Origin of the sequence: Microbulbifer harenosus (genome assembly GCF_005771435.1) — a bacterium.
Classification (GTDB): domain Bacteria; phylum Pseudomonadota; class Gammaproteobacteria; order Pseudomonadales; family Cellvibrionaceae; genus Microbulbifer; species Microbulbifer harenosus.
In genome coordinates this window covers 21,312-44,804 of record NZ_VANI01000025.1, presented here as the reverse complement: position 1 = coordinate 44,804, position 23,493 = coordinate 21,312, and the positions used below count along the sequence as shown (strand labels likewise).

The following is a 23,493-nucleotide window of genomic DNA, read 5'->3' as shown; positions in this document are numbered from 1 at the left end:
GACTGGCATAAAAGCCGTGTACTGGATTCCCAAAACAATGCGCAGAAATACCAGCAACACAAACACTAATTTTTACCGACCGGCACCATAACGTTGCCATAACCGGCAGCCGGAGCGCAGCGTAGGCTGTCCGGCGCCGATAGGCGCGAAGTTCATGGCCTTGTTAGAGTTCACTTGCTATAAGACCTGGCCAATCTACAAACTTGTGGATTTCTTGTATTTGGGATAAATCTACGAAACAACCTTTGAAATCACCCTCTTCGACAAAGCCTGCGAGAACCTCTTTAAACTTACCCAATACTTCTTCACCATTTTTACACTTGGAAAAATCAATGACATGCCAAGATCCAGGTATTACATTTGGCTCAATAAGTGAGAAAACTTTTTTGGGTGATTTACTTTTAAGTTTATCGGATTTAGCAATAAAAAAAGAAAAACCACCTTTTCCACGTGCAACTTTAACCCAACCAACTGCACGATTCTGTTCCCAGCTGCAGCCATATTCTGTTTGAAGCCTAGAACGAATTTGAATCTGCAGGCGATCGGGAACACTACCGCCGTTTTCAGGTAGCGATATGTTGTCAATTTCCTTCTGCGCTTTGCTAGCTACAAAATCGTTGAACTCTTCTTTGCTCTGTTTATATATGGGAAGGTAGAAAATCACACGGTCTCCTCTTGAACTCTAACGCCGCAATCAGGCGCGGCTTAATTTGTGCACTTTTTGCACGAAAATGGGAGCGCAGCGACCGTGCAAAAAGTGCACAAAGTAAGACGTCGGCTGCATTGCTTTGTTAGCGATATTTGGGCCTACCGGGGTCTTCGATTTTGACATAGCTAGGCTGACTTTCAGTTCCGCCCAAAGAAATAGCTACAACCTTAACCTTTAGCTCAATAGGCTCTTGGAAATATGAAGCTCCATCCAACCAAACGAACATTAACTCTCGAGAGCCTGGAACAGGTGCGATGTAGTCTTCTGGGAAAATACTATCTTCTGCGACGCCATTCTCAATAGTGAACGAGTAACCCGTATTCAGCTTAAAATTCTCTATTTTTAAAACAAGGATGCCGGCGTCTGCGCACATTCCTGGATCGCCTTTTTCCCCTCGCCTAATTTCCTTTACCGTAATTTTTGGAGCTTCGGGTTTAGCATCCTTTCTATAGATTGAAGGAGCCATCAAAAATTTTTGGTAACCCGGTGCAAATGAACATGCATGAGCATAACGAGAAAGAAAACATGCCAATATAATGCCGATAATGATCTTCATACTTCTTACTCGCTAACATTTTAATCGTAGCCCCGAGGGCTGCTATTCAATGGATTCTATTCCATAAGCCATTTAATGCCAAAAGCCAAAAAAATCCAAGCTGGGCCAATGGCTTAAATTTGCTCCCACCTCCACTACCCAAACTCAAAATAGGTCGCCACGGCTACTATTTCGCTTTGCGGAACCAACGTTAACTTATTGATATATATATCATTTTCCACTACCTCAACGCTACCGTGCGAAATAGTGGTCGACGTGTGTGAAATACGTGTTGACTTTCAGTCAACATTAGCGAATATACTGTATATAAATACAGTCAAAATTTGGATGCAAAGGACTGCATGATGGATGATATTCCGATTCCCCTGCCCACTCATCCCAGCAGGTTTATGGATTGCTTCAGGGCGTTTATTCGTTCACGGCATCTTGCTTACAAAACGGAGAAGACCTACTGCCTTTGGGTGAAGGACTTTATCCGGTTTAATGGTATGCAGCGTCCGGAAGAGTTGGGAAAGACGCAAGTCGATGAATGGCTTGGCTATCTGGCTAATCGTCGCGCGGTTTCTGTCAACACTCAGAAAACAGCACTCAACGCTGTTGTTTTTTTGTACAAGCAGTTTTTGAATGTTGATCTGGGCGATCTGCAGTTTGTGCGAACCAGTAAAGGGAAACGGCTCCCGGTAGTATTTACCCATGAGGAAGCCATAGCGGTCCTTGCGAATATGCAGGGCCACCACAAACTCGCCGCCAGTCTTATGTATGGCTCTGGTCTACGCGTGATGGAAACGGTCCGATTGCGAGTTCAGGATGTGGATTTCGGCCACCAATGCTTGTTTGTTCGTGAAAGCAAAGGAGATAAGTGGCGGCGAACGATATTGCCGCGTTCCCTTTTGCAGCCATTGCAGACCCAGGTCGAGTTCGCGCTAGCATTACACAAGCGTGATCTGGAGGAAGGGTATGGCGAAGTGTATTTGCCTGGAGCCCTTGCCAAAAAGTATCCCAATGCCGCAATAAGCCCTGGTTGGCAGTATGTGTTTCCCGCTCCGGAGAGAGCGAAGGCCCCCCGCAGTGATACCATTCGCCGCCATCATATCGGTGAACAACAAGTTCGCAGGGCGGTGGCAGCGGCATTGAGGGCTACCGACATCCGTAAGAAAGCAAGCTGCCATACGTTCCGGCACTCATTCGCGACAAACCTGCTGTCCAAAGGTACCGATATACGCAACATTCAGGAACTGCTAGGCCACAGCGACGTCAATACCACCATGATTTACACCCATGTCGTTGGTGTGCATGAGCGCGGTGTGGTCAGCCCACTGGACTAAGCCATAAAAAAACCCCGCAAAGCGGGGTTTTTTGTTTGGCTGGAGGCCGGCTTACATCATGCCGCCCATGCCACCCATACCGCCCATGCCGCCCATATCAGGCATTGCGGGCTTATCTTCCGGAATATCAGCAACCATGGCTTCGGTGGTGATCATCAGGCCGGCGATGGAAGCAGCCGCCTGCAATGCAGAGCGGGTAACCTTGGCCGGGTCCAGGATTCCCATTTCCAGCATGTCGCCGTACACACCGGTAGCGGCGTTGTAGCCGAAGTTGCCTTCGCCCTGCTTCACTTTGTCGACAACAACGGAAGCTTCTTCGCCGGCGTTGGCAACGATCTGGCGCAGCGGCATTTCCATTGCACGCAGAGCAGCGGCAATACCATGGTTCTGGTCTTCGTTGTCGCCGACGACCTTGATCGCTTGGGTAGCGCGCACCAGAGCGGTACCGCCGCCGGGAACAACGCCTTCCTCTACCGCAGCACGAGTCGCATGCAGGGCGTCTTCAACGCGGGCTTTCTTCTCTTTCATTTCGACTTCGGTGGCAGCACCAACCTTGATCACGGCAACACCGCCAGCCAGTTTGGCTACGCGCTCTTGCAGTTTCTCTTTGTCGTAGTCGGAAGAGGACTCTTCGATCTGGGCACGGATCTGCTTGACGCGCGCTTCGATGTCAGCAACGTTGCCGGCACCGTCGACGATCACAGTGTTCTCTTTGGACAGGGTGACGCGCTTGGCGGTACCCAGGTGCTCCAGAGTGGCGCTTTCCAGCTCCAGGCCGACTTCTTCGGAGATCACGGTACCGCCGGTCAGGATAGCGATATCCTGCAGCATGGCCTTGCGGCGATCGCCGAAGCCCGGAGCCTTGGCGGCAGCTACTTTCACGATACCGCGCATGCTGTTCACAACCAGGGTAGCCAGCGCTTCACCTTCCACGTCTTCTGCGATGATCAGCAGCGGCTTGGAGGCCTTGGCTACCTGCTCCAGCAGCGGCAGCAGATCGCGGATGTTGGAGATTTTCTTGTCTACCAGCAGGATGAATGGGTTATCCAGCTCGGCAGTCATGTTTTCCTGGTTAGTAATGAAGTATGGAGACAGGTAGCCGCGATCAAACTGCATACCTTCAACCACGTCCAGCTCGTTCTCGAGGCCGGAACCTTCTTCAACGGTGATTACGCCTTCTTTACCTACTTTTTCCATCGCTTCTGCGATGATGGTGCCCACGTGCTCATCGCTGTTGGCGGAGATGGTACCAACCTGGGCGATAGACTTGCTGTCTTCACAGGGGGTGGCCAGGCTGGCGATGTGCTCGACGGCTGCAGCAACGGCTTTATCGATACCGCGCTTCAGGTCCATCGGGTTGAAGCCAGCGGCTACTGACTTGAGGCCTTCGGTCACGATGGCCTGTGCCAGTACGGTAGCGGTAGTGGTGCCGTCACCAGCGGTGTCGGAAGCCTTGGACGCCACTTCTTTCACCATCTGTGCGCCCATGTTCTCGAACTTGTCTTTCAGTTCGATTTCCTTAGCCACGGAAACGCCGTCTTTGGTTACGGTCGGGGCACCGAAGGATTTGTCCAGTACCACGTTGCGGCCTTTCGGGCCCAGGGTGGTTTTTACCGCGTTGGCCAGGATATTTACACCGTTCAGCATTTTCTGACGGGCGTCATCACCGAATTTTACGTCTTTAGCTGCCATGATCTTATTTCCTCAATTCTGTGTGCGATGAAGGTTCAGGAGGCTTATCAGCCTTCCAGAACGCCGTAGATGTCGCTTTCGCTCATGATGATCAGCTCTTCGCCGTCCACCTTGAGGGTGTTGCTGTCGGCGTAACGGCCGAACACCACGGTGTCACCCACTTTTACGGACAAGGCGCGTACATCGCCGTTGTCCAGCAGCTTGCCTTCACCCACGGCAACCACTTCGCCTTGATTCGGTTTTTCTTTTGCAGCGCCCGGCAGAACGATACCGCCGGCGGATTTGGCTTCTTCTTCCTTACGGCGTACTACGACGCGGTCGTGTAAAGGACGAATTTTCATGGATTGGCTCTCCATTGAGTTATTTGGGGTTGCAATAACAAGTGGAATCCACGCCCTTATCCGGTCGTGGGACCAGCCCCACTGCATCAACTGCACCGGGGCAAAAACTTGAGGTGCAGGCTATCTAAGGGCCGAGCGGAGGGATTTCAACGGCGGTAGGAAAAAAACTGGGAAAAAATCTGCAACTAACACCAGCCGGAGATGGAGTAGCGCAAAAAACAGGCAAATCTACGGAATTAGTGATTGTCGCCCCCGGAGTTTTTACTCGATTTTTGATCTCTCCCCTCCCGCTGATAGTCACCATCAATGATATTTCCTCCTCCCTGCTCCGGTCCATTTCCTCCTGGGCCGTAACCAGGCCGGACTACAATGATGCGACCGAGCAGTTTCCCGAGCACCAGCTGACGCAACCCCGGAATCAGGCAGATGAACCCCAGCGTATCGGTGATAAAACCCGGGGTGAGCAATAGCACTCCACCAACCGCAAGGAAAATACCCTCCGCTACTTCCCGCGCGGGCACCTCCCCCGCGCGCATCTTGTCCTGAACGCGCATTAGGGTGGAAATTCCCTGATGACGCAGCAGCGCCACCCCCACAACCGCGGTCAACAGAACCAGACCAATGGTGGGCAATGCGCCAACTACGTCTCCAATAGAGATCAACAGCCATATTTCGAGAATCGGCAGGAGGATAAACAGTATCAACAGTGGACGCATGGTCTTGGGCTCCCCAGGTGTACCGCGCCTAGGCGCTGCCCCTGTGTTGAATACCGGCGAATTCCGGTATTTCTAATATGCTTAACGGGAAAACGCGCAGAACCCACAGTATGGGGAAATCGGCGCAAGTCATCGGGTTCGCAGTGTAGCCACTCCCCTGTGTGACGCGCAAATCCGCGCTACCGAACCCTTATCCACAATGACACGGAATCAGCTGCCAGCTGGTTCCGGCAGTGATAGGAGAGACGGAAATATGGAAAGCGACACCGTTACCAACAACCCGCGAAAGAAGGCGCGCACCAAGTCCAGCGCAACAACGAGTTCCTATGCAACACACCTGCTGGCTGAGCTATTGCGGGCTGCGGACATCAGAATAAATGGCGACCGGCCCTGGGATATACAACTGCATCAAACCCGGGCTCTGGATGAAATTGTCGCCCGCCACAGTCTGGGCCTCGGTGAAACCTATATGCGTGGAGACTGGTCCTGTATCGCGCTGGACGAGTTCTTCTACCGACTCCTACGGGCAGATCTGCAAAACCAGATCAAACCATTTCGCCATCTATGGCGAGTCGCGCGCAGCTATTTCATCAATCTGCAGAGCCAGCGCCGGGCGTTTCAGGTGGGCGAACATCACTACGACCTCGGCAACGATTTCTACCGTTCAATGCTGGACAGTCGGATGACATACAGCTGTGGCTACTGGAAGGACGCCGAAAATCTGGAACAGGCACAAGCGGCAAAGCTCGATCTGATTTGTCGCAAACTCGACCTGCAACCGGGCATGCGCTTACTGGATATCGGTTGCGGCTGGGGCAGTCTCGTCAGCTACGCCGCAGAGCACTATGGCGTTGAGTGCGTGGGGGTAACAGTTTCCCGCGAACAAAAACAGTTTGTCGACGAGCACTACGCCAACTTCCCTATTCGTGTCGAACTGATGGATTACCGCAAGCTCAGCGGAAAATTCGATCGCATCGCCAGTGTCGGTATGTTTGAACATGTTGGTCGCCATAACCACCGCACGTTCATGCAGGTCGCGAAACGCTGCCTAGACCCTGACGGTCTGCTATTACTACACACCATCGGCAAGAACCTGCGCCATACCACCTGCGATCCCTGGATCGAAAAATATATTTTCCCCAACGGGGACCTGCCCGCCAACAGCCAGATCTGCGAAGCTGCGGAAAGCCTCCTGCTGGTGGAAGACCTGCACAATTTCGGTTGCGACTATGATAGAACCCTGATGTCCTGGCATCAGAACTTTGAAAACAGCTGGGAGCGTTTCGCAGACCGATATGGGCCGGAGTTTTATCGTATGTGGCGCTACTATCTACTTTCCTGCGCCGGTGCGTTCCGAGCCCGCCATATACAGTTGTGGCAGTGGATACTTTCTGACCGCCGTCACGGCGGCGTGGTCAGGGTGTGCTGAAGCCCGCACCGCGGGCATCTCTGGAAGACAAGCGCGAAGTGCCAGCAATGAACTACATTCTCGCGCCGCCATCCACCTCGATAACACGCCCACTGATGTAATCGTTGTCGATGATAAAGGCCACGGTGCTGGCGATTTCCGCGGGCTCCCCGATACGTCGCAGCGGCACCTGTTTCACCAGGCTGTCGAGAATTTCCGGGCGCATCTGCGCCACCATATCAGTACCGATAAATCCAGGGGCAATGGCAGCAACCCGCACACCGTAGCGCGCGAGTTCCCGAGCCCACGTCACGGTCATAGTGGCAACGCCCGCCTTGGAGGCCGAGTAATTGGTCTGCCCCATATTGCCGGCGCGCGAAACGCTGGAAATATTGACAATCACACCGCCCTCACCCCGCTCCGCCATAATGGCCGCGGCCGCGCGGGTGCAGAGAAACACTCCGGTCAGATTCACATCAATTACCGACTGCCACTGCGCCAACGACATCCTCTCGGTCACCTTGCCATCTTTCACCTTGAGCAGCATACCGTCCCGCATGATTCCGGCGTTGTTCACCAGTACATGCAACCCACCGAAATCCTCTGCGATCGCCGCGAAGGTGCGATCAACAGCCTCTTCCTCAGCGACATTCACCACATAACTGCGCGCTTCAGCACCGATGCCGACGCAGGCGGCAACACTCTCGTCAAGACCGGCCTGATTAACATCGAGCAACGCAAGCCGTGCGCCACGCTCGGCAAGATAAACGGCCATAGATCGACCGAGGCCCTGACCAGCTCCGGTAATAGCGATAACACTGTGTGCAACCTGCATAGCGCCCTCTAAATTGAATGATCGTGCAGCTTCCGGTAGTTCTTTTTGTCGTCTTACCAGGAATAGCCTACACCGACGGTCATTTTTGTGTCTTCTTTTGCACTGTCGAGCGATGGCGTATTGTCATACTGCCAAGCGTATTTCACTTCCATCAAAATGCCTTTCACGAGCGGGGTCCGGACTCCGATTTCCGCATTGCTCTGATAATCTGCGCTACGATCCAGTGACTGCAGCAGTTCCTGGTTGTAATACACCTCGGGGCCCAGTTCGAATTTGTAGCGAAAATCCCATGCGGTACGGCCCGCCGCATAACGCTTGTCGGACGTTTCACTCAGAGAGGGGTCTATGAACTCGTCCTTTACGCTGCTCATACCCCCCTGGATAGAAAATGCAGATTTGTCCGTATCGAAAAACAGGTAACCAAGGCCGAGACCCACAGTGGTACTAAGATCCAGATTGCGTGCTTCTTCATGCAGGAAGGCGCTGTTGCCGGCGGCAAACCATTTCTCGGAAAAGATCCAGCGCAGATCATAGTTGAAACGATATTTTTCCAGATTATCCACGTCGGCACTGTTCTGGTTCTGGTACTGGGTACCCACCAGATGGTGAAAGTCGCCATTGCGAACATCAAAATTGGCGTTGATATCCCAATCCTCTCGCTCGCGGTTTCCATTCTCGAACACTCCGGATGCCGCCACGTTACCGCGGAATACGATCGGGTCGCCCACAAAGTTGACATAGGGTTCTGCATGATCAATGGCGGGAAAGTCCATCACCCAGCCGTCGCCTTCATCGCAGTAAAGCTCCCACTGTTCGCGACGGTGTCCAGCCAAGGCGCAGGGCTCATCCCTGCCGGCTATTTTCAGATCCTTATCGGTCTCCAGAGACAGGATTTTGCCTTTCTCTACAGTAATATCTCCGAAGGTTTCCGATTTCCACACCACGTGATCGCGCTCCACTACCACGAGCTCGCCGTAAATCCGGTCTCCGTTCGCGAGGCTCAATACACCCGCACTGACCTCTGAAGCAGCAGTGGTCAACAGTGCGACAGTCAACAGCGCCGTGGATAGCGGGCGGAGAACTGAGGAAAAAAAGCGGAAAGTTCTGGAAACTAACGTTCTGGATACATCAGAATGCACGAAACAACCTTTAAATAGCCTGGAGTTATTAGCTGAAAGTGCGCAATAAATCTGGAAATGAAACTGTTAAGACTTCAGGGACCAGTACAATGCGGAAAATCAAAAGCGAGGCCAATGATGCCACAAGTCGCATCTGCCTTGCACTTGCACAGGTCCCGTCGGGCCGGGTTGTCACCTACGGACGCCTCGCGGAGCTGGCCGGATTACCGAGGGCGGCTCGCCTTGTGGGACAAACTTTGCGCAAATTGCCTAAAGATACCCGCTTGCCGTGGCACCGGGTGCTGAATGCGCAAGGGAAAATCTCTCTGCCCGAGCCCGGTGCCCAAAGACAGATGAAACGGCTTGAAGCGGAAGGAATCACCTTGATGAACGGAAAGGTGGATCTCGGGATTTATCTCTGGCCGCAAGAAAAAGAACTTTAGCCATCGCCCCGGTTCCTCAAGTGTGGCTAACTCTGCAGTGTCTCCCTTTTTTCTGCGGCATTCGCCGCTTCCTCATCCTTGTAGCGGTACCAGATATAGATGGACAGCAGAACAGCAGGAATACCGAGAATGGCCACGAGGATAAAGAAGGAGTAATACCCCTCAGCATCCACGACGATGCCGGAAAAACCGCTGATAAATTTGCCCGGCAGCGTCATCAAGGAGCTGAACAGCGCGTACTGGGTCGCGGTATAGGATTGATTGACCAGACTCGAAAGAAAAGCAATAAATACCGAGTTGGAAATGCCTGCGCTGATGTTGTCTGCACTGATCGCAATGGCCAGCCAGGTTTTATCCGCACCCAGAGTGGCCAAATGCGCAAATAGCAGGTTGGTTGCGGCAACCATCACCGCGCCCAGTATCAGTGGGCGTAGGATGCCGTACCGCACAACCATAGCGCCGCCCAGAAAGGCTCCGATCATGGTGCAGACAAAGCCGAACAGCTTGCCGATCTGGGCGATATCGTCCTTGCTAAAACCGAGGTCCAAATAGAAGGGATTCGCCATGACCCCCATGGCAATGTCACTGACGCGGTAGATACCGATGAACAGCAGCAGTACGATCGCAAAACGACCATTCCTTTCAAAGAAATCGATAAACGGGCACGCAACAGAGCGCACAAACCACTCACTGATTCTGCTGTGTTTACCACTTCCCAGTACGCGGTCCACCCACTCGTGTTGAAACTCCTCTCCTTGAGCGCGCGTCTTTTGATGGTCAGGTTCAGATACCAGCAGTGTGGTGACGATACCGACAAGCATCAGCGCCGCCATGGACATATAGGCAATGCTCCAGTTGGCGTACTCTGCAATAAACAGAGCGCCCGCCCCGGCAATCAGCAACGCCACCCGGTAGCCAAACACGTACATTGCCGCCATGGCGCCCTGATACTGCTTCTCCATCGCCTCGATTCGGAATGCGTCAATCACCACATCCTGAGACGCCGAGCAGAACGCCACCAGTACACCAAACCCAAAAATCGCGGGGAGCGCAAGCTGCGGGTTGATCCGGCTCATCGCAAACAATCCTGCGGCAATGCCAATCTGAGATACCAGCATCCAACTGCGCCGCTTACCCATGAGGTTGGTAACGAACGGGATACGCAGTGAGTCTATCACCGGCGCCCATACAAACTTGATGGAAAAGGTAATGCCAATCCAGGCTGCAAACCCGATCGTGGTACGGCTGACACCGTAGTCGCGCAACCACGCCGTCAGTGTGGAAAAAACCAGTAGGAGCGGAAGACCAGCGGATATCCCCAGGAAAAACATGGCCAGCACTTTTGGGCGTGAATAAACCTCAAGTGCCTCTCCCCAGGTCATTTTATTTTGCTGCATGGGCGAGTTCTACATCCTTCCTGTATGTGGCAGACAACCAGCGGCCTAACCCGGCAGATCAACGACGGCGGCTCCCGGGGACGGGATCAACGGCCATAAATGACTTCCAGCTGCGCCTCAGCCAGCTTGTTGGCATTCACGTAGTAAGCCACCATGGCTGCCGGGCTGTTCTCGTCCAATGGCAACTGGTCAACTTTGAGCGCGTAGATCCGGAACTGGTAACGGTGGTCGCCGTGTCCCTCCGGCGGGCAGGCTCCACCATAACCTGAGCTGCCAAAATCGGTGCGGCTCTGAATCGCCTCAGGAATCAGTCCTGATTTGGGATCTCCCGCCCCTTCCGGCAGTGAATTCATATCCGCCGGGATATTGAATACGATCCAGTGCCACCAGCCACTGCCGGTAGGTGCATCCGGGTCATGTACCGTCAACGCAAAACTGCGAGTGCCTTCTGGCGCGCCGTGCCAGTGCAGCTCCGGGGATATATTTTCACCACTGCAGCCAAAGCCAAAGTACAGCTGTGCGGGCTGCATACGCGCACCGTTGACAAAGGTTTTTGATGCCAGCGTAAACTTTTTAACATCCGCATGCGCAACCAGAGGCGCAAGCAGTGGCAGCAACAGCAGAACAGCCGCAAACCGGGATACAACTGCACACAGTGTAGCAGCAGACCACCTAACACATCGCGCCGCACGTCCAGGTTCCAGCCGCGCCACAAAGAAAATATCACCGCGTTTCATCCCGCCCTCCAAGTGCCGTTCACTATTGGTCATTCTCTGGATCGGTCAGCAAACCTGCCACTGCCGCGAGATCCATATTTCCCCCACTCAGCACCACAACCACTCGTTTATTGCGAAAGCGTGCTCCGTGTTCGATTACAGACGCCAGTCCCACCGCGGCCGAAGGCTCTACCAGTTGCTTCGTACGGTGCCACAACAACGCCAGAGCCAATCGAATTCCCGCCTCCGACACCGTCACGATGTCGTTAACGTGCTCGCGGATCACGGCAAAATTGCGCACTCCCAGCGTCGTGCGCAAACCGTCCGCAATGGTCTCGGGAACCTGCTCCGTGACCCGCACGCCGCTACGCAGTGAGCGCTGGGCATCGTCCGCACCTGCGGGCTCAGCGCCGAGCACCTTGATATCCGGGGCCATTGCGGAAATAGCCAGGGCGATACCTGCCAGTAGTCCACCACCTCCCACCGGGGCGACAACCAGATCCGGGCAGAAACCCCGCTCACGGCATTGACCCACAATTTCCTGCGCCACAGTGCCCTGCCCCGCAATGATGTGAGCATCATCAAATGGCGGTACCACATGGGCGCCAGTCTTCGCCACCAGCTCTGCCAGTGCGCCCTCCCTCGCCGCCAGCGTGGGGGCGCAGTAGATGATGTCTGCACCGTATGCGGCCACAGCGGCTTTCTTGGCCTCAGGCGCGTTGTCCGGCATAACCACAGTACAGCGAATGCCCCGCTCAGCTGCAGCCCAGGCCAGCGCCGCGCCGTGATTTCCAGAGGAGTGCGTGGCAACCATTTCCGTGCCCGCCGGCAGCTGCAGTACCGCGTTGGCCGCACCCCGTGCCTTGAAGGCCCCCACTTTCTGCAGATGCTCGCACTTGAAATAGATTTCCGCCCCGAGCCACTGATTGATACTTGCAGACGTCATCAATGGCGTACGGTGAATCCACCCATACAGGCGTTCAGCGGCGGTAAACACGTCCGCTGCCGAAGGCAGATCAGACGGCGGGCTGTCGGTATCGGTCACGTAATCCTCAATGCGCAGATTTCAGGAAATCAAAGTGTCCAAGAGCTTGTGTCGTTAGCTGCCAAACAGCACAGCCAACGCCATCACCGTCAGCCACATCAACAGCGCACGGGAGAGCACGCCCTGCATGGCTTCGAGCTCCGCACCACATAGGCGCTGCCCCTCGCTCACCATTGCGCCTGCGCTGCATTCACTGCTGTCGATTCCACCCAGAGCACCTTCAAGATAATTCTCCAGAATATCTTCGGTTCGACTTTCCCGGCACGTCAAGTGTTCACGCCATACCCGGTAACAACCGGCGAAATTGCCAACGATTGCCAGGGTGAACCCCACGGCCCGCACCGGCAACCACTCGATAAGCCACAGCCAGCGCACGGCCAATTCCCGGTCCGCTACGGGAATGGGAGACGCCTGTGTGTCAGTACCCTCCAGCGCCAAAGTGTCTACCGCAAGCCGGCTCAGTCGGTACAGAATCGCGCCCGGAATACCAAGCAGCAGGAACCAGAACAGCACGGCGAACAGGCGTTCAAATGCGCGATATGCAGCGGCGCGAAATACCAGTTGATGCAAGACCTGCGGATCGCTTACCGATGAGACCTCTGCCATATCTCCCGGCGCCAGCAACGGCTCAGCAGCGGCTTTGGCAGCGTCCATATCCCCCTGATACCAACTCCGCAGATAACCGGACATCGCGCCATTGAAATTGCCGCGCCCGAAGCTGTACAGCAGTGCCGGGACACTCACCAGCAAAAGACCGATACCGCCGAGCACCGACTCCGCCGCGACCAGCAACAATGCCATCAGCAGTGCGGGCCCCAGTACCAGCAGACCAAAGCCGATTCCCGGCCTGTCGCGTACCAGCGCGCGCCGGTAGATGAGTTGCTGCCAGTGGACAAACCAGCCGTCCCGATGCACAGGTCCGCCGGAACCCCAGATCTGCACCAGCCCCAATGCCAAAAGTACGATCAAAAGCGCCATACTACCCCCGCTTCAATTTCTGATTATTTGATTGGTCGATCAATGGACGGTACAACTTCCATCAGCGAGCGCCGGCGCCCGATGAGCCGGCTTCCATCAGTCGATCCAGTTTTTCGAAGTACAGAGCCCAGTCGAACCCTGGACCAGGGTCCAATTTTCTTCCTGGCGCGATGTCCGAGTGACCAGTGATGCGCGACTTGTCGATCAGCGGGTAGGCATCCATGATCGCCAGCGTCACCTCAGCCAGGGACTCGTACTGTGCCTCTGTATAAGTGTCGGTATCCAGCCCTTCGAGCTCGATACCGATGGAGAAATCATTGCAGTTTTCCCGGCCACAAAATACGGACTGCCCCGCATGCCAGGCGCGCTCGGAGAGCGGGACATACTGGGTAACATGACCATTGCGGTCAATCAGCAAATGTGCAGACACCTGCAGACTGGCGATTTCAGAAAAATAGGGGTGTGCATCTACATCCAGATGCCCGAGGAAGAAGTCATCAATGTAGGGCCCGCCGTACTGCCCTGGCGGCAGGCTGATGCTGTGAATGACCAGGAGATCCACAGCTGAGCTTTCCGGGCGGCTGTTGCAGTGTGGGCTCGGCAAGCGACGTGCGCCGGACAACCAGCCGGACTGGACCTGATATTTCACAAACGCGACTCCGCTGGAATTAAGCAGAGTACATTTTATGGAAGCAACGTACCAACTGCCACTGGCAATATCCGATTCTGCAGGCCCACACCACCACGGCCAAGCGCGCGCGCAACATCAGAAATCGCCGAACCCCATCCGCAATGCCGCATATGTAACGCATCCGGGACTGCTTTGCTATCCGCTGCCCGTTACAGCCTTCCGATAATAGGGAGGCGGCCTTCAAACGCTGATGGCGAGTCGGCTTTCACCACTACTTCCCACCACATGCTGCAGCGCGCGCTCAAACAGAGGCCCCTGTTCCAACGGCAGTAACTCCTCATCGCGCAAGGCATGGGCAAGTTCCAGGCGAGAGTAAACACCCACCTTGGCCCCCTGACGATTGACGAACATGAATTGGTCCAAGTCAGAGATGATCGCCGCCAGGCGGCACCGTATCGGCAATTTTTCCAGCTGCCGCAGCAGGAACCAGCTGTCTTTGAGGTGGTAGGTCTGCAGCCAGTAGTCGTCATTCTCGGGTAGTGCGGTCAGACCGCCGGATCTGGTCACACTGGCTTTGGTGACCACCTGCTGGATTTCTTCAACTGCGGGGAGAGCCTTCTGAGTGGAAGGCAGTTCACGTGTATCGTCCAACCTTACGGCCAACACATCAAATTCTTGCGTGGCGGCAGAAGTCACGCCATCCGCCACCGGTATGGCCAACACGCTGTCCGCCTCCCGGCGCAATTCCTGGACCAGGCGCTCGCGGATACGGCGCTCGCGCTCGGACTCCACACGCTCACCGAGTTTCTGCCGCTCCCGGTATAGTGCCTCGAGCCCACCCAGCAAGCGCTGGAGATCACCACCGCTCAGAGACAGTGATTGCGCCCCCTCTTCCAACCGCTTTTTAAGATCCGGCAGCAACTGACGCATTTTAGCGCTGCTCTCAGGCATTGGCGCCGCCACACTCCAAATCAGGTCGCGCGCGGTCAACACATGCTGGCGCCAGGAACCACTGTCGGTCCCGTCTCTCAGACAGGTCCGAAACAGCACGCTGCCCCAAACCCGGTCCAGCCATTCGTGCACAACTTTAGGCAGCTTACGTTCCGCGGTGAGCGCATCGAATACCGCAGCCACCCGGGCCTTGGCCGCCTCTACTCGGGCGGAACCCCGGGCCTCATCAATGGTGCGCCGCTCCATAACCGCGGCCCGCTTGCGCTCACGCGCTGAAAATTCGCGAAAGGATTCCAACAGCCGGGCAAACACCTGCTCATCTTCACCGTATTCCGACAACACACCATCCACGATGGCGCAAATTTCATGATACAAGGGATCGTCGAGATATTTTTCACCGGGCTGCCAGCCAATCGCGGCATCGGCCAGCTCGTTCAGCAAACGCCGAGCCGGGTGTCCACTCTTGCTGAAAAATGCCTTATCCGCCACCGCCAACTTCAACATGGGCAACTGCAGGCGGATCAACTGCGCCTTGATGGGTTCCGCCAAGTTGCGGTCTTCCAGCATGAACGAAAACAGCATGTCTACCAGACGGATCACTTCGCCGTCCAGTTCGTGCAGCGAGGCGCTCTGCTTACTGGCGACAAGACTCTGCTGGATAAGCTCGGTAACATTCACCAACTCACCCATTGCACCGGATTGGACTGGCAAGGACATCTGGAACTGCCCCAGATGTTGCAACAACGCCGGTGTTGCCATTGGGGCAGCACCAGACCCCAGAGGCATTAACCCCGCAATGAAATTGCCGTGGCCGGTGGCACCGCCGCCCGCAACCAGCGCGCCCTCCCGCACTGCGGCAGACTGCTCAGGAGTATGCGCGTCGACGACGCCCGGGGAGCCGGGTACTCGCCCCTGACGACTGCGGCGGTGCAGCGAGTCCTCGATTGCGGGCAGCACCCCCTGCTCAATCAACAGGTTGTTGCAGATCTCATACAGTTCTCCCAGGCGGTTGACCAGCTGCAATTCGAACTTCTTGAACACGGTCATGCGCGCGCGCAATAAGATATCTACATCATCAAGCGCATCGGCAAAGGCGGCACAGATGGCTGCCGGGCCCAGGGGCATGTTTTCGCCGTAAATTTTGCCAGGCAACAGCGTGTCGAGGCGAAGGGACAGCGACGCAATGGATTCCGCCTGGTCCCGTTGGACATTCGACACCATGGTGCGAATGGCCACTTGTTGCTCCAGATCGTCGTCATTGAGTAGCGACAAGGGAGGCAGCGCAGAGGATGGATCGCGCTCAAAGCCCTCCCCCGGGATATCGTTGCGCGGAGCGTGAAATCGCTCTTCCACACCGCCGCAGAAATCGCTCAACAGTTTTCTGTGCGCCCCTCGAATAGCGCGAATCGCCAGAAACAGGCGATCCTGCTCTTCCTGCTGGTGGGACTTTTCGGCCATGCTGAACAGGGAATCGTCCACCTGGGCAAATACTTCTTCCGCCCGGGCCTGCAGCCACTGAATTGCTTTCTGATTGACGAGATTCACAGTTTTGGACAATTGTCGCGGCGCCGATGTACGGAGATTCGCGCGGTTTTTTCGATTGCCATTTGTCATTCTCTTGTCGTCATCCGAAGCACCACCGTCGATGACAAATAGCTTTTTATTATCTCTTTCCATATCGTCCATGCTCACCCCAGCTGCCCTCCTGGCAATTGATCTGAGTACTTCCACCGCAGAGGCGTTTACTGCGCCCCCCAATACTCCGCGGCAGACAAAAAGACATTCCACCTGCCGGACAAGCGCATCAGGTGCAAAACCGTAACGGAGTACTGCCGGCCCCCAAACGACGCCTCGCAGAGGATGGCCATCGATATAAGCGGAACTTTTGCGCAATATCCGGCAAACATAAACGACACACAAGTACCAAAAAGGGCCATTTTTGGTCACTTGGAGTGTATAAATCAGGATTTTATTGACAAGTCAGGAAAGTCACGCACGGAGGGGGCTCAGGGGCGGCAGGTTGCTGCGCTTCGCCGCCCTGGGAGTATTCCGCGACAATATGCGGCGACTGTATGAAAAGCCGCCGAAAGGGTTTAAACGTCGAGATATATCGGAAGACCGTTAGTGCATTTCTCCACGGGACTTGCGCACAGTACCAATAACAGACTGCAGCGCGCGCTCAAACAGCATGCCGTCATCCAGTGGCAGCAGCTGTGCCGCTCGCAATGCCTGCGCCAGCTCCACACGGGTGAACTCTGCCACCTTGGCGCCGTTGCGATTGACGAAGATGAACTGATCGATATCTTTGATCACCGCCGCCAAACGGCAACGGAATTGCTCTTCGCCTCCCCGCTTCAATTCGAACCAACTGCCCTGGGCGAGACGGAAGGTCTGCTGCCAGTAGGAATCATTCTCGGGCACCGCCTCGGTTTCCGCTGTTTGTACCTTGAGTTCGACCTCGGCAACCACCTGCTCCAGCTCTTCCATCTGCGGAAGCTCGACGACCTCTTGCACCTCAGCCTGAGCAACTTGCGAGGCAGCGCGAACCTCCTCAAGCACCTCATCGCGCAATTGCTCTCGCACCTCGTCACGCGCTTCTTCGCGGGCCAGGCGGGCGCGCTCTTCAGTAATGCGCTGTGCCAGCGCAAAGCGTTCACGGTATACATCTTTGAGGCCGGCAAACATGCGTCGCGCTTCAAACGAGTTGAGCGACACTGCCTCCACCCCCACTTTTAGGCGCTCCTGCAACGCAGGCAAGAGTCCCTGCAGTTGCTTGCGACTTTCCGGCATCGGCGCATGCACACTCCACACCAGATCTCTCGCAGTGCGCACATCACGGCTCCAGCTTTCACTGTCGGTACCGTCCTTGATACAGCTCAGGAACAGCATGTTGGACCAGACTTTGTTCAGCCACTCAGTGACCACCGGCGGCAGATCCCGCTCTGCCACCAGGGCATCCATGACGGCAGCCACCCGCGCGCGCGCGGCCTGGGTTTTGGCGCGACCATCGGCCTCGTCCACGATACGTTGTTCGAGTTTCTGGGCGCGCTTACGCTCGCGTTCAATGAACTCGCGAAAGGACTCCAACAGCAAGGAAAAGACATTGATGTCCTGATCAAACTCCGCCAACACCCGGGCGACCACCTCACTGACCTTCTTGAACAGCGGGTCGGACTCATAATTATCTTTTGCCTGCCATCCGGTGCAGGCGTCCGCCAGCTCATTCAGAAGCTTGCGGGCGGGATGGCCTCCTTTGCTGAAGAACGATTTGTCGGCAATGGCCACTTTGAGTAACGGCAACTGCAGACGCCCCAGCTGGGTCTTGATTGGCTCGGCGAGATTGCGGTCTTCGAGGATGAACGAAAACAGCATTTCCACCAGCTTGATAATGTCGCTGTCGACCTTGGTAAGCGCCGCCGACTGGCGCACGTCAACCAGACGCTCCTGAAGCAGACTGTTGACGTTCAGCAACTGAATGCCACCGTCACTGTAGCTGCCAGGCAGGTGGCTCTGTAGAGCGCCGAGATGAGAAAGCAGATCCTGAGCCGCCATGGGAGCAACACCAGAATTCACCGGTAGCAGCCCGTAACCCGCTGCGGTAACACTGCCCCCCAATGCCGCCGGTCCGGCGGGTTGCGCGCCCGAGTGTGGCACCGATGTGCTGGCGGCAGGCCGCTGCTGCTGACGCGCGGCGCGGCGCTGCTGCTTGAGCGAGGGCAATACACCCTGCTCTACAAACAGGTCATTGCACTGGTCGTAGATTTTTCCCAGATTGAGCATGACAACCTGCTCGAATTTTTTCAGCAGGGTCAGGCGGGCACGGATATGCAGGTTCAGCGGGCGCGACGCCTCGACGAATGCATCGCAGATAGCGTCGGGGCCTAGAGGGTTGTTCTTGTCATAGATTTTGACAGATAGCAGGGTATTGAGCCGCAGGGATATTTCGGTCAGCGGCTCGGCAAAATCCCGCTTGGCATTGGCGACCATGGTGTCCACCGCGACCAGCTGTTCGAGGTCGTCGTTGTGCACCAATGACAGGTTATCGGCCGAATACAGATCTTCACGCCCGTCTTCGGAGGAATCCCGCACCAGGAATGCGCGCGCCACATTGTCTGCAAACTGGTCCACCACCTTGCGCCGCTCCACCCGCAGCAGACGCAGCGCCTGGAACAGGCCGTCCTGCTCCTCCTGGCCGTGGGCTTTTTCCGCCATGGCGAAAAGTGAGTCGTCCACTTTGGCAAACAGTAACTTGACCTGCTCGGCGAGCAGAGAACGAGCCTTTTCGCGCACTGCGACCACTGGCGCGGGAAGACTGGCGCCTCTCTTGTTCTCGCGCGGCTCCCGTTGTAAACCCTGAATGGATACCACGTTGTTGGAGTCTGTCATTGCCATTTAGCCTCGGCCGGTGGCCCCGTCGGGCAGCCGGGTGATGCAACCGCAGAAGTTCTGGGAAACCGCCTGCGGACCTGATGTCTTATTTTCTGCGCCTAACGCTCGCCATGTGGCAACCACAACATTGCCGCTGGTAGGGTTACGGGAGAGCGGAACAGCCGCGCGAAACGACCTATTCTGGTCAACTCTCGATTCTACGGACTTACGCGCGGGCAGCACAACCGCTGCATCGCTCGCGCGAACCATTTTGCGACAGTAGTCACAGCCCCCGCATGCGCGAGTCGGCGGAAAATAATAATCCGAGTACAACCGCCAATTCGCTTCTGGCCCACCCTGCGAATTTGCTAGTATTGCCAGCCGCAATATCCGGCCGCCCTTTGCGTCGGACTAACCTAGCCGAGGTTCCCTATGACTCCCGCCGACGCCGCTATCCCCAATCTGCAACAGGATATCCAGAGAGCCGTGACAGTCGCATTGGCGGAAGACATCGGCGATGGCGATATCACTGCACAGCTGATTCCACCGAAGCGCCAGGCGCGCGCGCGGGTAATTACCCGAGAGGACTGCGTGTTCTGCGGAAGGCCCTGGGTAGAGGAAGTGTTTCGGCAGCTGGACCCGGCGCTCCAGTTGCAGTGGTACGTGCAGGATGGGGACCGGGTCGCAGCTGGCAGCACGTTGTTTGAGCTATGCGGCACCGCGCGCTCGATCCTGACCGGCGAGCGCTGTGCACTAAACTTTGTACAGACACTGTCCGGTACGGCAACAACGGCGTCAGAGTATGCGGCTTTGGCCGCGGACTCCGAAATCCGTATTCTCGACACCCGCAAGACCATTCCGGGTCTGCGCACCGCGCAGAAATATGCGGTGCTGTGTGGCGGCTGCCACAACCACCGCGTCGGCCTTTATGACGCTTTTTTGATCAAGGAAAATCATATCGCCGCTGCCGGCGGAATTGACAAAGCGGTAAGTCAGGCGCATCGAATCAAGCCCGGCGCCCTGGTGGAAGTAGAGGTGGAAAGCCTGGAGGAGTTGCAACAGGCACTGGATGCCGGCGCCGATGTGATCATGCTCGACGAGTTCACCGATGACATGACCGCACAGGCACTAACACTCGCGCGCGGCCGCGCAAAAATCGAAATTTCTGGCAGTGTGAATGAAGCGCGACTGAAGCAGCTTGCAGGGCTCGCGGTGGATTACATTTCCTCCGGCAGCCTGACCAAGCACCTGCGCGCTATCGATCTGTCCCTGCGATTGCTGTCGGAATAATCAGGAAATCCGACACCCCGATGCGCCCGCGGCATCCCCGACAGTAAACCGCCCGTTCCGACATCAGAGACCGGGTCGGCACCCACCACTTCCCGCAGATGGAACCGCGGGCGGCGCTTCACCTCTTCGTAGATTTTGCCCAGATACTCTCCGATCACCCCAAGGCAGAGCAGCTGCACACTGCCGATAAACAATACCGGCACCATGATAGATGCCCAACCGGGCACGGCAGAGCTGGAAAAAACCTTTACAAACAACACCCAGGCGATCAACCCCAGTGCCAACCCACCGGACACCAACCCAAGCAGGGTGATCGCCCGCAGCGGTGCAATGGAGAACGCCGTTACTCCCCTCCACGCCAGCGACAGCATCCGCCGCAGCGGGTACTTGCTCTCACCTGCCATACGCGGTCTGCGCGCATAGGCAACCGTGGTGGAGCGAAATCCGAGTTCGCGCACCATGCCGCGCAGAAACAGGTTGGTTTCAGGGTACTCGAGCAGGGTATCTACCGCGCGTCGCGACATCAGGCGAAAGTCGGCGTGGTTGAACACCAGATCCACGCCAAGGCGCTGCATCAGCCGGTAGTAACCTTCCGCTGTCATACGCTTGAACCAAGTATCCGTGCCCCGCTCTTCACGCACCCCAAATACCACCTCAAAGCCGGCGCGGAAGGCGTCTACCATGGCGGTGATATTCTCCGGCCCATCCTGCAGGTCCGCGTCAATACTCACCACCATGTCTTCTTGGGTCTGCGAAAGACCAGCGTACAGTGCATTCTGATGACCGCGGTTACGCGAGAGTGCTACCGCCACAACGCGGTTATCGTCACGCGCGATCTTTTCCAGCATCGACCAGGTGGCATCGCGACTGCCATCGTCGACGTAATAGATTTTCGACGTCGCCGAGATTCGCCCCTCCGACGCCAGATTCTCCAATGTCTTCAGCAATTCCGCAGTGGTATCCGCAATCACCTCCTCCTCGTTGTAGCAAGGGACAACGATGGCCAGCGAGGGGGCCAATAGATCAGCTTCAGTTACGAATTCCATTGGGACTCCCGGTAGATCCAGAATTGATGCAGGAGAAAGTTGCCGATCAGTGTGATCAGCGTGGCGACCAGCTGCGCCAGCAGATAGGGCAACAACAGCAGTGCCAGGGAAAAACACAGGGTGTTAGTGGCGAGCCCGATGGTCGCGACTGCCACGAATTTGGGCAGTGCCTGCCGGTGGCGTGCACCACCGCCGAAGGTGAAATAGAAGTTCAACAAATAGTTGAGCGCTGCGGAAAGTGTAAACGCAAGCGCGGACGACAGCACCGTAGCCATCGCGGCCAGCTCCACCAAAACCACCAGCAGCAGGTACTGGACCAGTGTGGCTAATCCCCCCACCAGGGTAAAGCGCCCCGCTCTACCCAGCAGTTGTCGCAACCACCGGGATGTGCTGATCGCGGAATCAGACGACTGCATCATTTCTTTCCCGCCGCTCATCCGCCACCCAGACCTCGGCGGCAGCTGGCAGCCCTGCTTTCGCGGTCGAACCTGGTGTCTGCCACAGCGGCGCTTCGACTTCACTGTCACTCCGCCGTCGCGTGCGGCGGCGAAGGACAGTGGCCAGCAAAATGGCCTGAGTCAGCAACATCCCTTCCGCGGGCTTGCGGTAACGCCCTTCGTTGACCGCAACAGGGAGCAGCCCCTGCACCAGAATCCAGGTCATCAGCAGCACCGCAAACAGGCGTGCACCCCGCAGCCGGCGCCAACAGAGCACCGTGCCCACAAGCAGCAACAGGGTCAACGGAGCCCACAGCCAGCGGCTCTGGTGGTTCACCGCTTCCAGCCAGCGCTCGCGATTGTTATCCGGCCACGAAGAGCCAAAAAACAGGTAGATCAGGTTCTCCCCGGTCAGCGTCAGGTAGCGCTCTACCGTCCAGGGATATCGCGCCAGAGCGCGATCCCAGTCTTCGACGCCGTTCTCAATGCGGATACGCGCGTGCACCTGGCCTTCGCGGGACGTGGTCCAGTCACTGAGCGGTGCCAACGGTTTTTCGCCGGTGGAGGGAGATCCGAACCAGTAATTCCACTGCGCCCCTTCGCGGCTGTAATGCACACGAATTTCCCGTTTGCCGGAACGCAGGTACAGCGCTACCAGCTGTCCAATGCCGTGGGGTGAGACCATATGCATGGCGGCGTAACTGCGGTAGGCCAGTGGCCCCATCAACAGCCCGAGTAACAGCAGGCTGTAGCCGGCCTTGGCGAGTTTCTGCGACTGCACCAGCCACAACCAGGTGGCCACCACCGCCGCCAGAGGAATGGCAATACCGCGGGTCAGTCCCGCCAGCGCCCACACGGTGACCATCAGGAGAAAGCTCGCCAGTGTCTGTTTGCGCCGGCAGCGCCAGCTAGCATAGAGCGCGGTACCAAGCAGAGGCAGTAGCAGCGTCTCTTGCATGAAATAGCTGTAGATGGCAATCCATGAAGGTAACAGGGAGAGCGCAGCCCAGACCGCCGTCGCCTGCAATCGCCCGGGCAGCAACTCGCGGGCAAAGCGATACCAGATCCAGGGCGTCAGACAGGCCAGTAAAGCAGTAAAAAAAGCCACAAGCAGTGGCTCACCCAGAGTGAGCTTGGCGAGCACCCCCACATAGACCTGGTACATCACCGGATCGGTCAGGGTCATGGGGTCCCGCCGCAGGCTCTCGGTACCCTGCTCCCAGTGACGCTGCGGGTCACTCCAGATGTGGTCCATGGGATTGTGGGTAAACACCTGGTCCACCCGCAGCCAGATACCAACGGCGATCAGCAGGTAGAGCCCGGCGTAGGTCCACCAGCGGTGATTCACCCGTCGCACAGCCGGCGGCGTCCTCTCCCATACCCCGAGGAATACCCCCGCTGCTCCACCGTTGGCGCTAAGTCCCGCACTGCGGTCGCGCCACCAGAGTCGCGCACCTGCGGCCAGCCCCCCCAAAACATTCCCCACCATCT

General features: G+C 56.5%; 21 protein-coding genes. 4 read left to right on the top strand and 17 right to left on the bottom strand.

The genetic code is table 11. The annotated features are described in order from the left end of the window. Positions 1–163: 163 nt before the first annotated feature. Both FDY93_RS18850 and FDY93_RS18845 read right to left on the bottom strand, forming a co-directional pair. On the bottom strand, positions 164–664 hold the full coding sequence (locus tag FDY93_RS18850; protein WP_138237304.1) for a hypothetical protein: 501 nt from the start codon (positions 662–664) through the stop codon (positions 164–166). 127 nt (positions 665–791) lie between these two features. After that, positions 792–1,265, bottom strand: a complete 474-nt coding sequence (locus FDY93_RS18845) for a hypothetical protein (protein WP_138237303.1) — start codon at positions 1,263–1,265, stop codon at positions 792–794. A 344-nt stretch (positions 1,266–1,609) separates the two neighbouring features. Between FDY93_RS18845 and FDY93_RS18840 the strand changes: the two genes are divergently transcribed. Further along, a complete protein-coding gene (locus tag FDY93_RS18840) occupies positions 1,610–2,590 on the top strand; it encodes an integron integrase (RefSeq protein WP_138237310.1) in 981 nt (326 codons plus the stop codon). A 51-nt stretch (positions 2,591–2,641) separates the two neighbouring features. Here the strand turns inward: FDY93_RS18840 and groL are convergent, their stop codons facing one another. The 3 genes from groL to FDY93_RS18825 all read right to left on the bottom strand — a co-directional run bounded on the left by groL (position 2,642) and on the right by FDY93_RS18825 (position 5,339). Further along, on the bottom strand, positions 2,642–4,282 hold the full coding sequence (gene groL / locus FDY93_RS18835; RefSeq protein ID WP_138237302.1) for a chaperonin GroEL: 1,641 nt from the start codon (positions 4,280–4,282) through the stop codon (positions 2,642–2,644). Between the two features lie 47 nt (positions 4,283–4,329). Further along, positions 4,330–4,623, bottom strand: coding sequence for a co-chaperone GroES (locus tag FDY93_RS18830; protein WP_105104448.1), 294 nt, complete (start codon positions 4,621–4,623; stop codon positions 4,330–4,332). 236 nt (positions 4,624–4,859) lie between these two features. Next, on the bottom strand, positions 4,860–5,339 hold the full coding sequence (locus FDY93_RS18825) for an FxsA family protein (protein ID WP_138237301.1): 480 nt from the start codon (positions 5,337–5,339) through the stop codon (positions 4,860–4,862). Positions 5,340–5,592: 253 nt separating this feature from the next. On the opposite strand from FDY93_RS18825, the gene cfa reads away from it, so the two are divergent. Beyond that, positions 5,593–6,768 carry a cyclopropane fatty acyl phospholipid synthase gene (gene cfa / locus FDY93_RS18820; RefSeq protein ID WP_138237300.1) on the top strand — a complete coding sequence of 392 codons (1,176 nt, stop codon included), beginning with the start codon at positions 5,593–5,595 and terminating at the stop codon, positions 6,766–6,768. 52 nt (positions 6,769–6,820) lie between these two features. Here the strand turns inward: cfa and FDY93_RS18815 are convergent, their stop codons facing one another. Further along, on the bottom strand, positions 6,821–7,582 hold the full coding sequence (locus FDY93_RS18815; RefSeq protein ID WP_138237299.1) for an SDR family oxidoreductase: 762 nt from the start codon (positions 7,580–7,582) through the stop codon (positions 6,821–6,823). Positions 7,583–7,635: 53 nt separating this feature from the next. Further along, entirely contained in the window at positions 7,636–8,586 is a 951-nt protein-coding gene (locus tag FDY93_RS18810; RefSeq protein WP_246068657.1) for a DUF481 domain-containing protein, read from the bottom strand. A 224-nt stretch (positions 8,587–8,810) separates the two neighbouring features. On the opposite strand from FDY93_RS18810, the gene FDY93_RS18805 reads away from it, so the two are divergent. After that, entirely contained in the window at positions 8,811–9,143 is a 333-nt protein-coding gene (locus tag FDY93_RS18805; RefSeq protein WP_138237297.1) for an MGMT family protein, read from the top strand. 26 nt (positions 9,144–9,169) lie between these two features. Here FDY93_RS18805 and FDY93_RS18800 read toward each other — a convergent pair whose 3' ends face one another. The 7 genes from FDY93_RS18800 to FDY93_RS18770 form a co-directional block, all read right to left on the bottom strand. After that, on the bottom strand, positions 9,170–10,540 hold the full coding sequence (locus FDY93_RS18800; protein ID WP_138237296.1) for an AmpG family muropeptide MFS transporter: 1,371 nt from the start codon (positions 10,538–10,540) through the stop codon (positions 9,170–9,172). Between the two features lie 86 nt (positions 10,541–10,626). After that, positions 10,627–11,070, bottom strand: coding sequence for a YbhB/YbcL family Raf kinase inhibitor-like protein (locus tag FDY93_RS18795; RefSeq protein ID WP_220446253.1), 444 nt, complete (start codon positions 11,068–11,070; stop codon positions 10,627–10,629). Between the two features lie 229 nt (positions 11,071–11,299). Next, a complete protein-coding gene (locus FDY93_RS18790; protein WP_246068656.1) occupies positions 11,300–12,301 on the bottom strand; it encodes a threonine ammonia-lyase in 1,002 nt (333 codons plus the stop codon). 54 nt (positions 12,302–12,355) lie between these two features. After that, on the bottom strand, positions 12,356–13,279 hold the full coding sequence (gene ampE / locus FDY93_RS18785) for a regulatory signaling modulator protein AmpE (RefSeq protein ID WP_138237294.1): 924 nt from the start codon (positions 13,277–13,279) through the stop codon (positions 12,356–12,358). Positions 13,280–13,340: 61 nt separating this feature from the next. Further along, entirely contained in the window at positions 13,341–13,928 is a 588-nt protein-coding gene (gene ampD, locus FDY93_RS18780) for a 1,6-anhydro-N-acetylmuramyl-L-alanine amidase AmpD (protein ID WP_138237293.1), read from the bottom strand. A gap of 222 nt (positions 13,929–14,150) precedes the next feature. After that, positions 14,151–16,538, bottom strand: coding sequence for a DUF1631 family protein (locus FDY93_RS18775; RefSeq protein ID WP_220446252.1), 2,388 nt, complete (start codon positions 16,536–16,538; stop codon positions 14,151–14,153). Positions 16,539–16,982: 444 nt separating this feature from the next. Beyond that, positions 16,983–19,253, bottom strand: a complete 2,271-nt coding sequence (locus tag FDY93_RS18770; protein ID WP_246068655.1) for a DUF1631 domain-containing protein — start codon at positions 19,251–19,253, stop codon at positions 16,983–16,985. Between the two features lie 408 nt (positions 19,254–19,661). Between FDY93_RS18770 and nadC the strand changes: the two genes are divergently transcribed. After that, positions 19,662–20,519, top strand: a complete 858-nt coding sequence (gene nadC / locus FDY93_RS18765) for a carboxylating nicotinate-nucleotide diphosphorylase (protein ID WP_138237291.1) — start codon at positions 19,662–19,664, stop codon at positions 20,517–20,519. Here nadC and FDY93_RS18760 read toward each other — a convergent pair. From FDY93_RS18760 to FDY93_RS18750, 3 genes are read right to left on the bottom strand one after another with little or no spacing between them, the layout of a single operon-like run. Beyond that, positions 20,447–21,565 carry a glycosyltransferase family 2 protein gene (locus FDY93_RS18760; RefSeq protein ID WP_138237290.1) on the bottom strand — a complete coding sequence of 373 codons (1,119 nt, stop codon included), beginning with the start codon at positions 21,563–21,565 and terminating at the stop codon, positions 20,447–20,449. The two genes, nadC and FDY93_RS18760, sit on opposite strands and share 73 nt — an antisense overlap. After that, positions 21,553–21,981 carry a GtrA family protein gene (locus FDY93_RS18755; protein ID WP_166215256.1) on the bottom strand — a complete coding sequence of 143 codons (429 nt, stop codon included), beginning with the start codon at positions 21,979–21,981 and terminating at the stop codon, positions 21,553–21,555. Before FDY93_RS18755 ends, FDY93_RS18760 begins: the two co-directional genes overlap by 13 nt. Further along, on the bottom strand, positions 21,968–23,491 hold the full coding sequence (locus FDY93_RS18750) for a glycosyltransferase family 39 protein (RefSeq protein ID WP_138237288.1): 1,524 nt from the start codon (positions 23,489–23,491) through the stop codon (positions 21,968–21,970). Before FDY93_RS18750 ends, FDY93_RS18755 begins: the two co-directional genes overlap by 14 nt. Positions 23,492–23,493 lie beyond the last annotated feature (2 nt).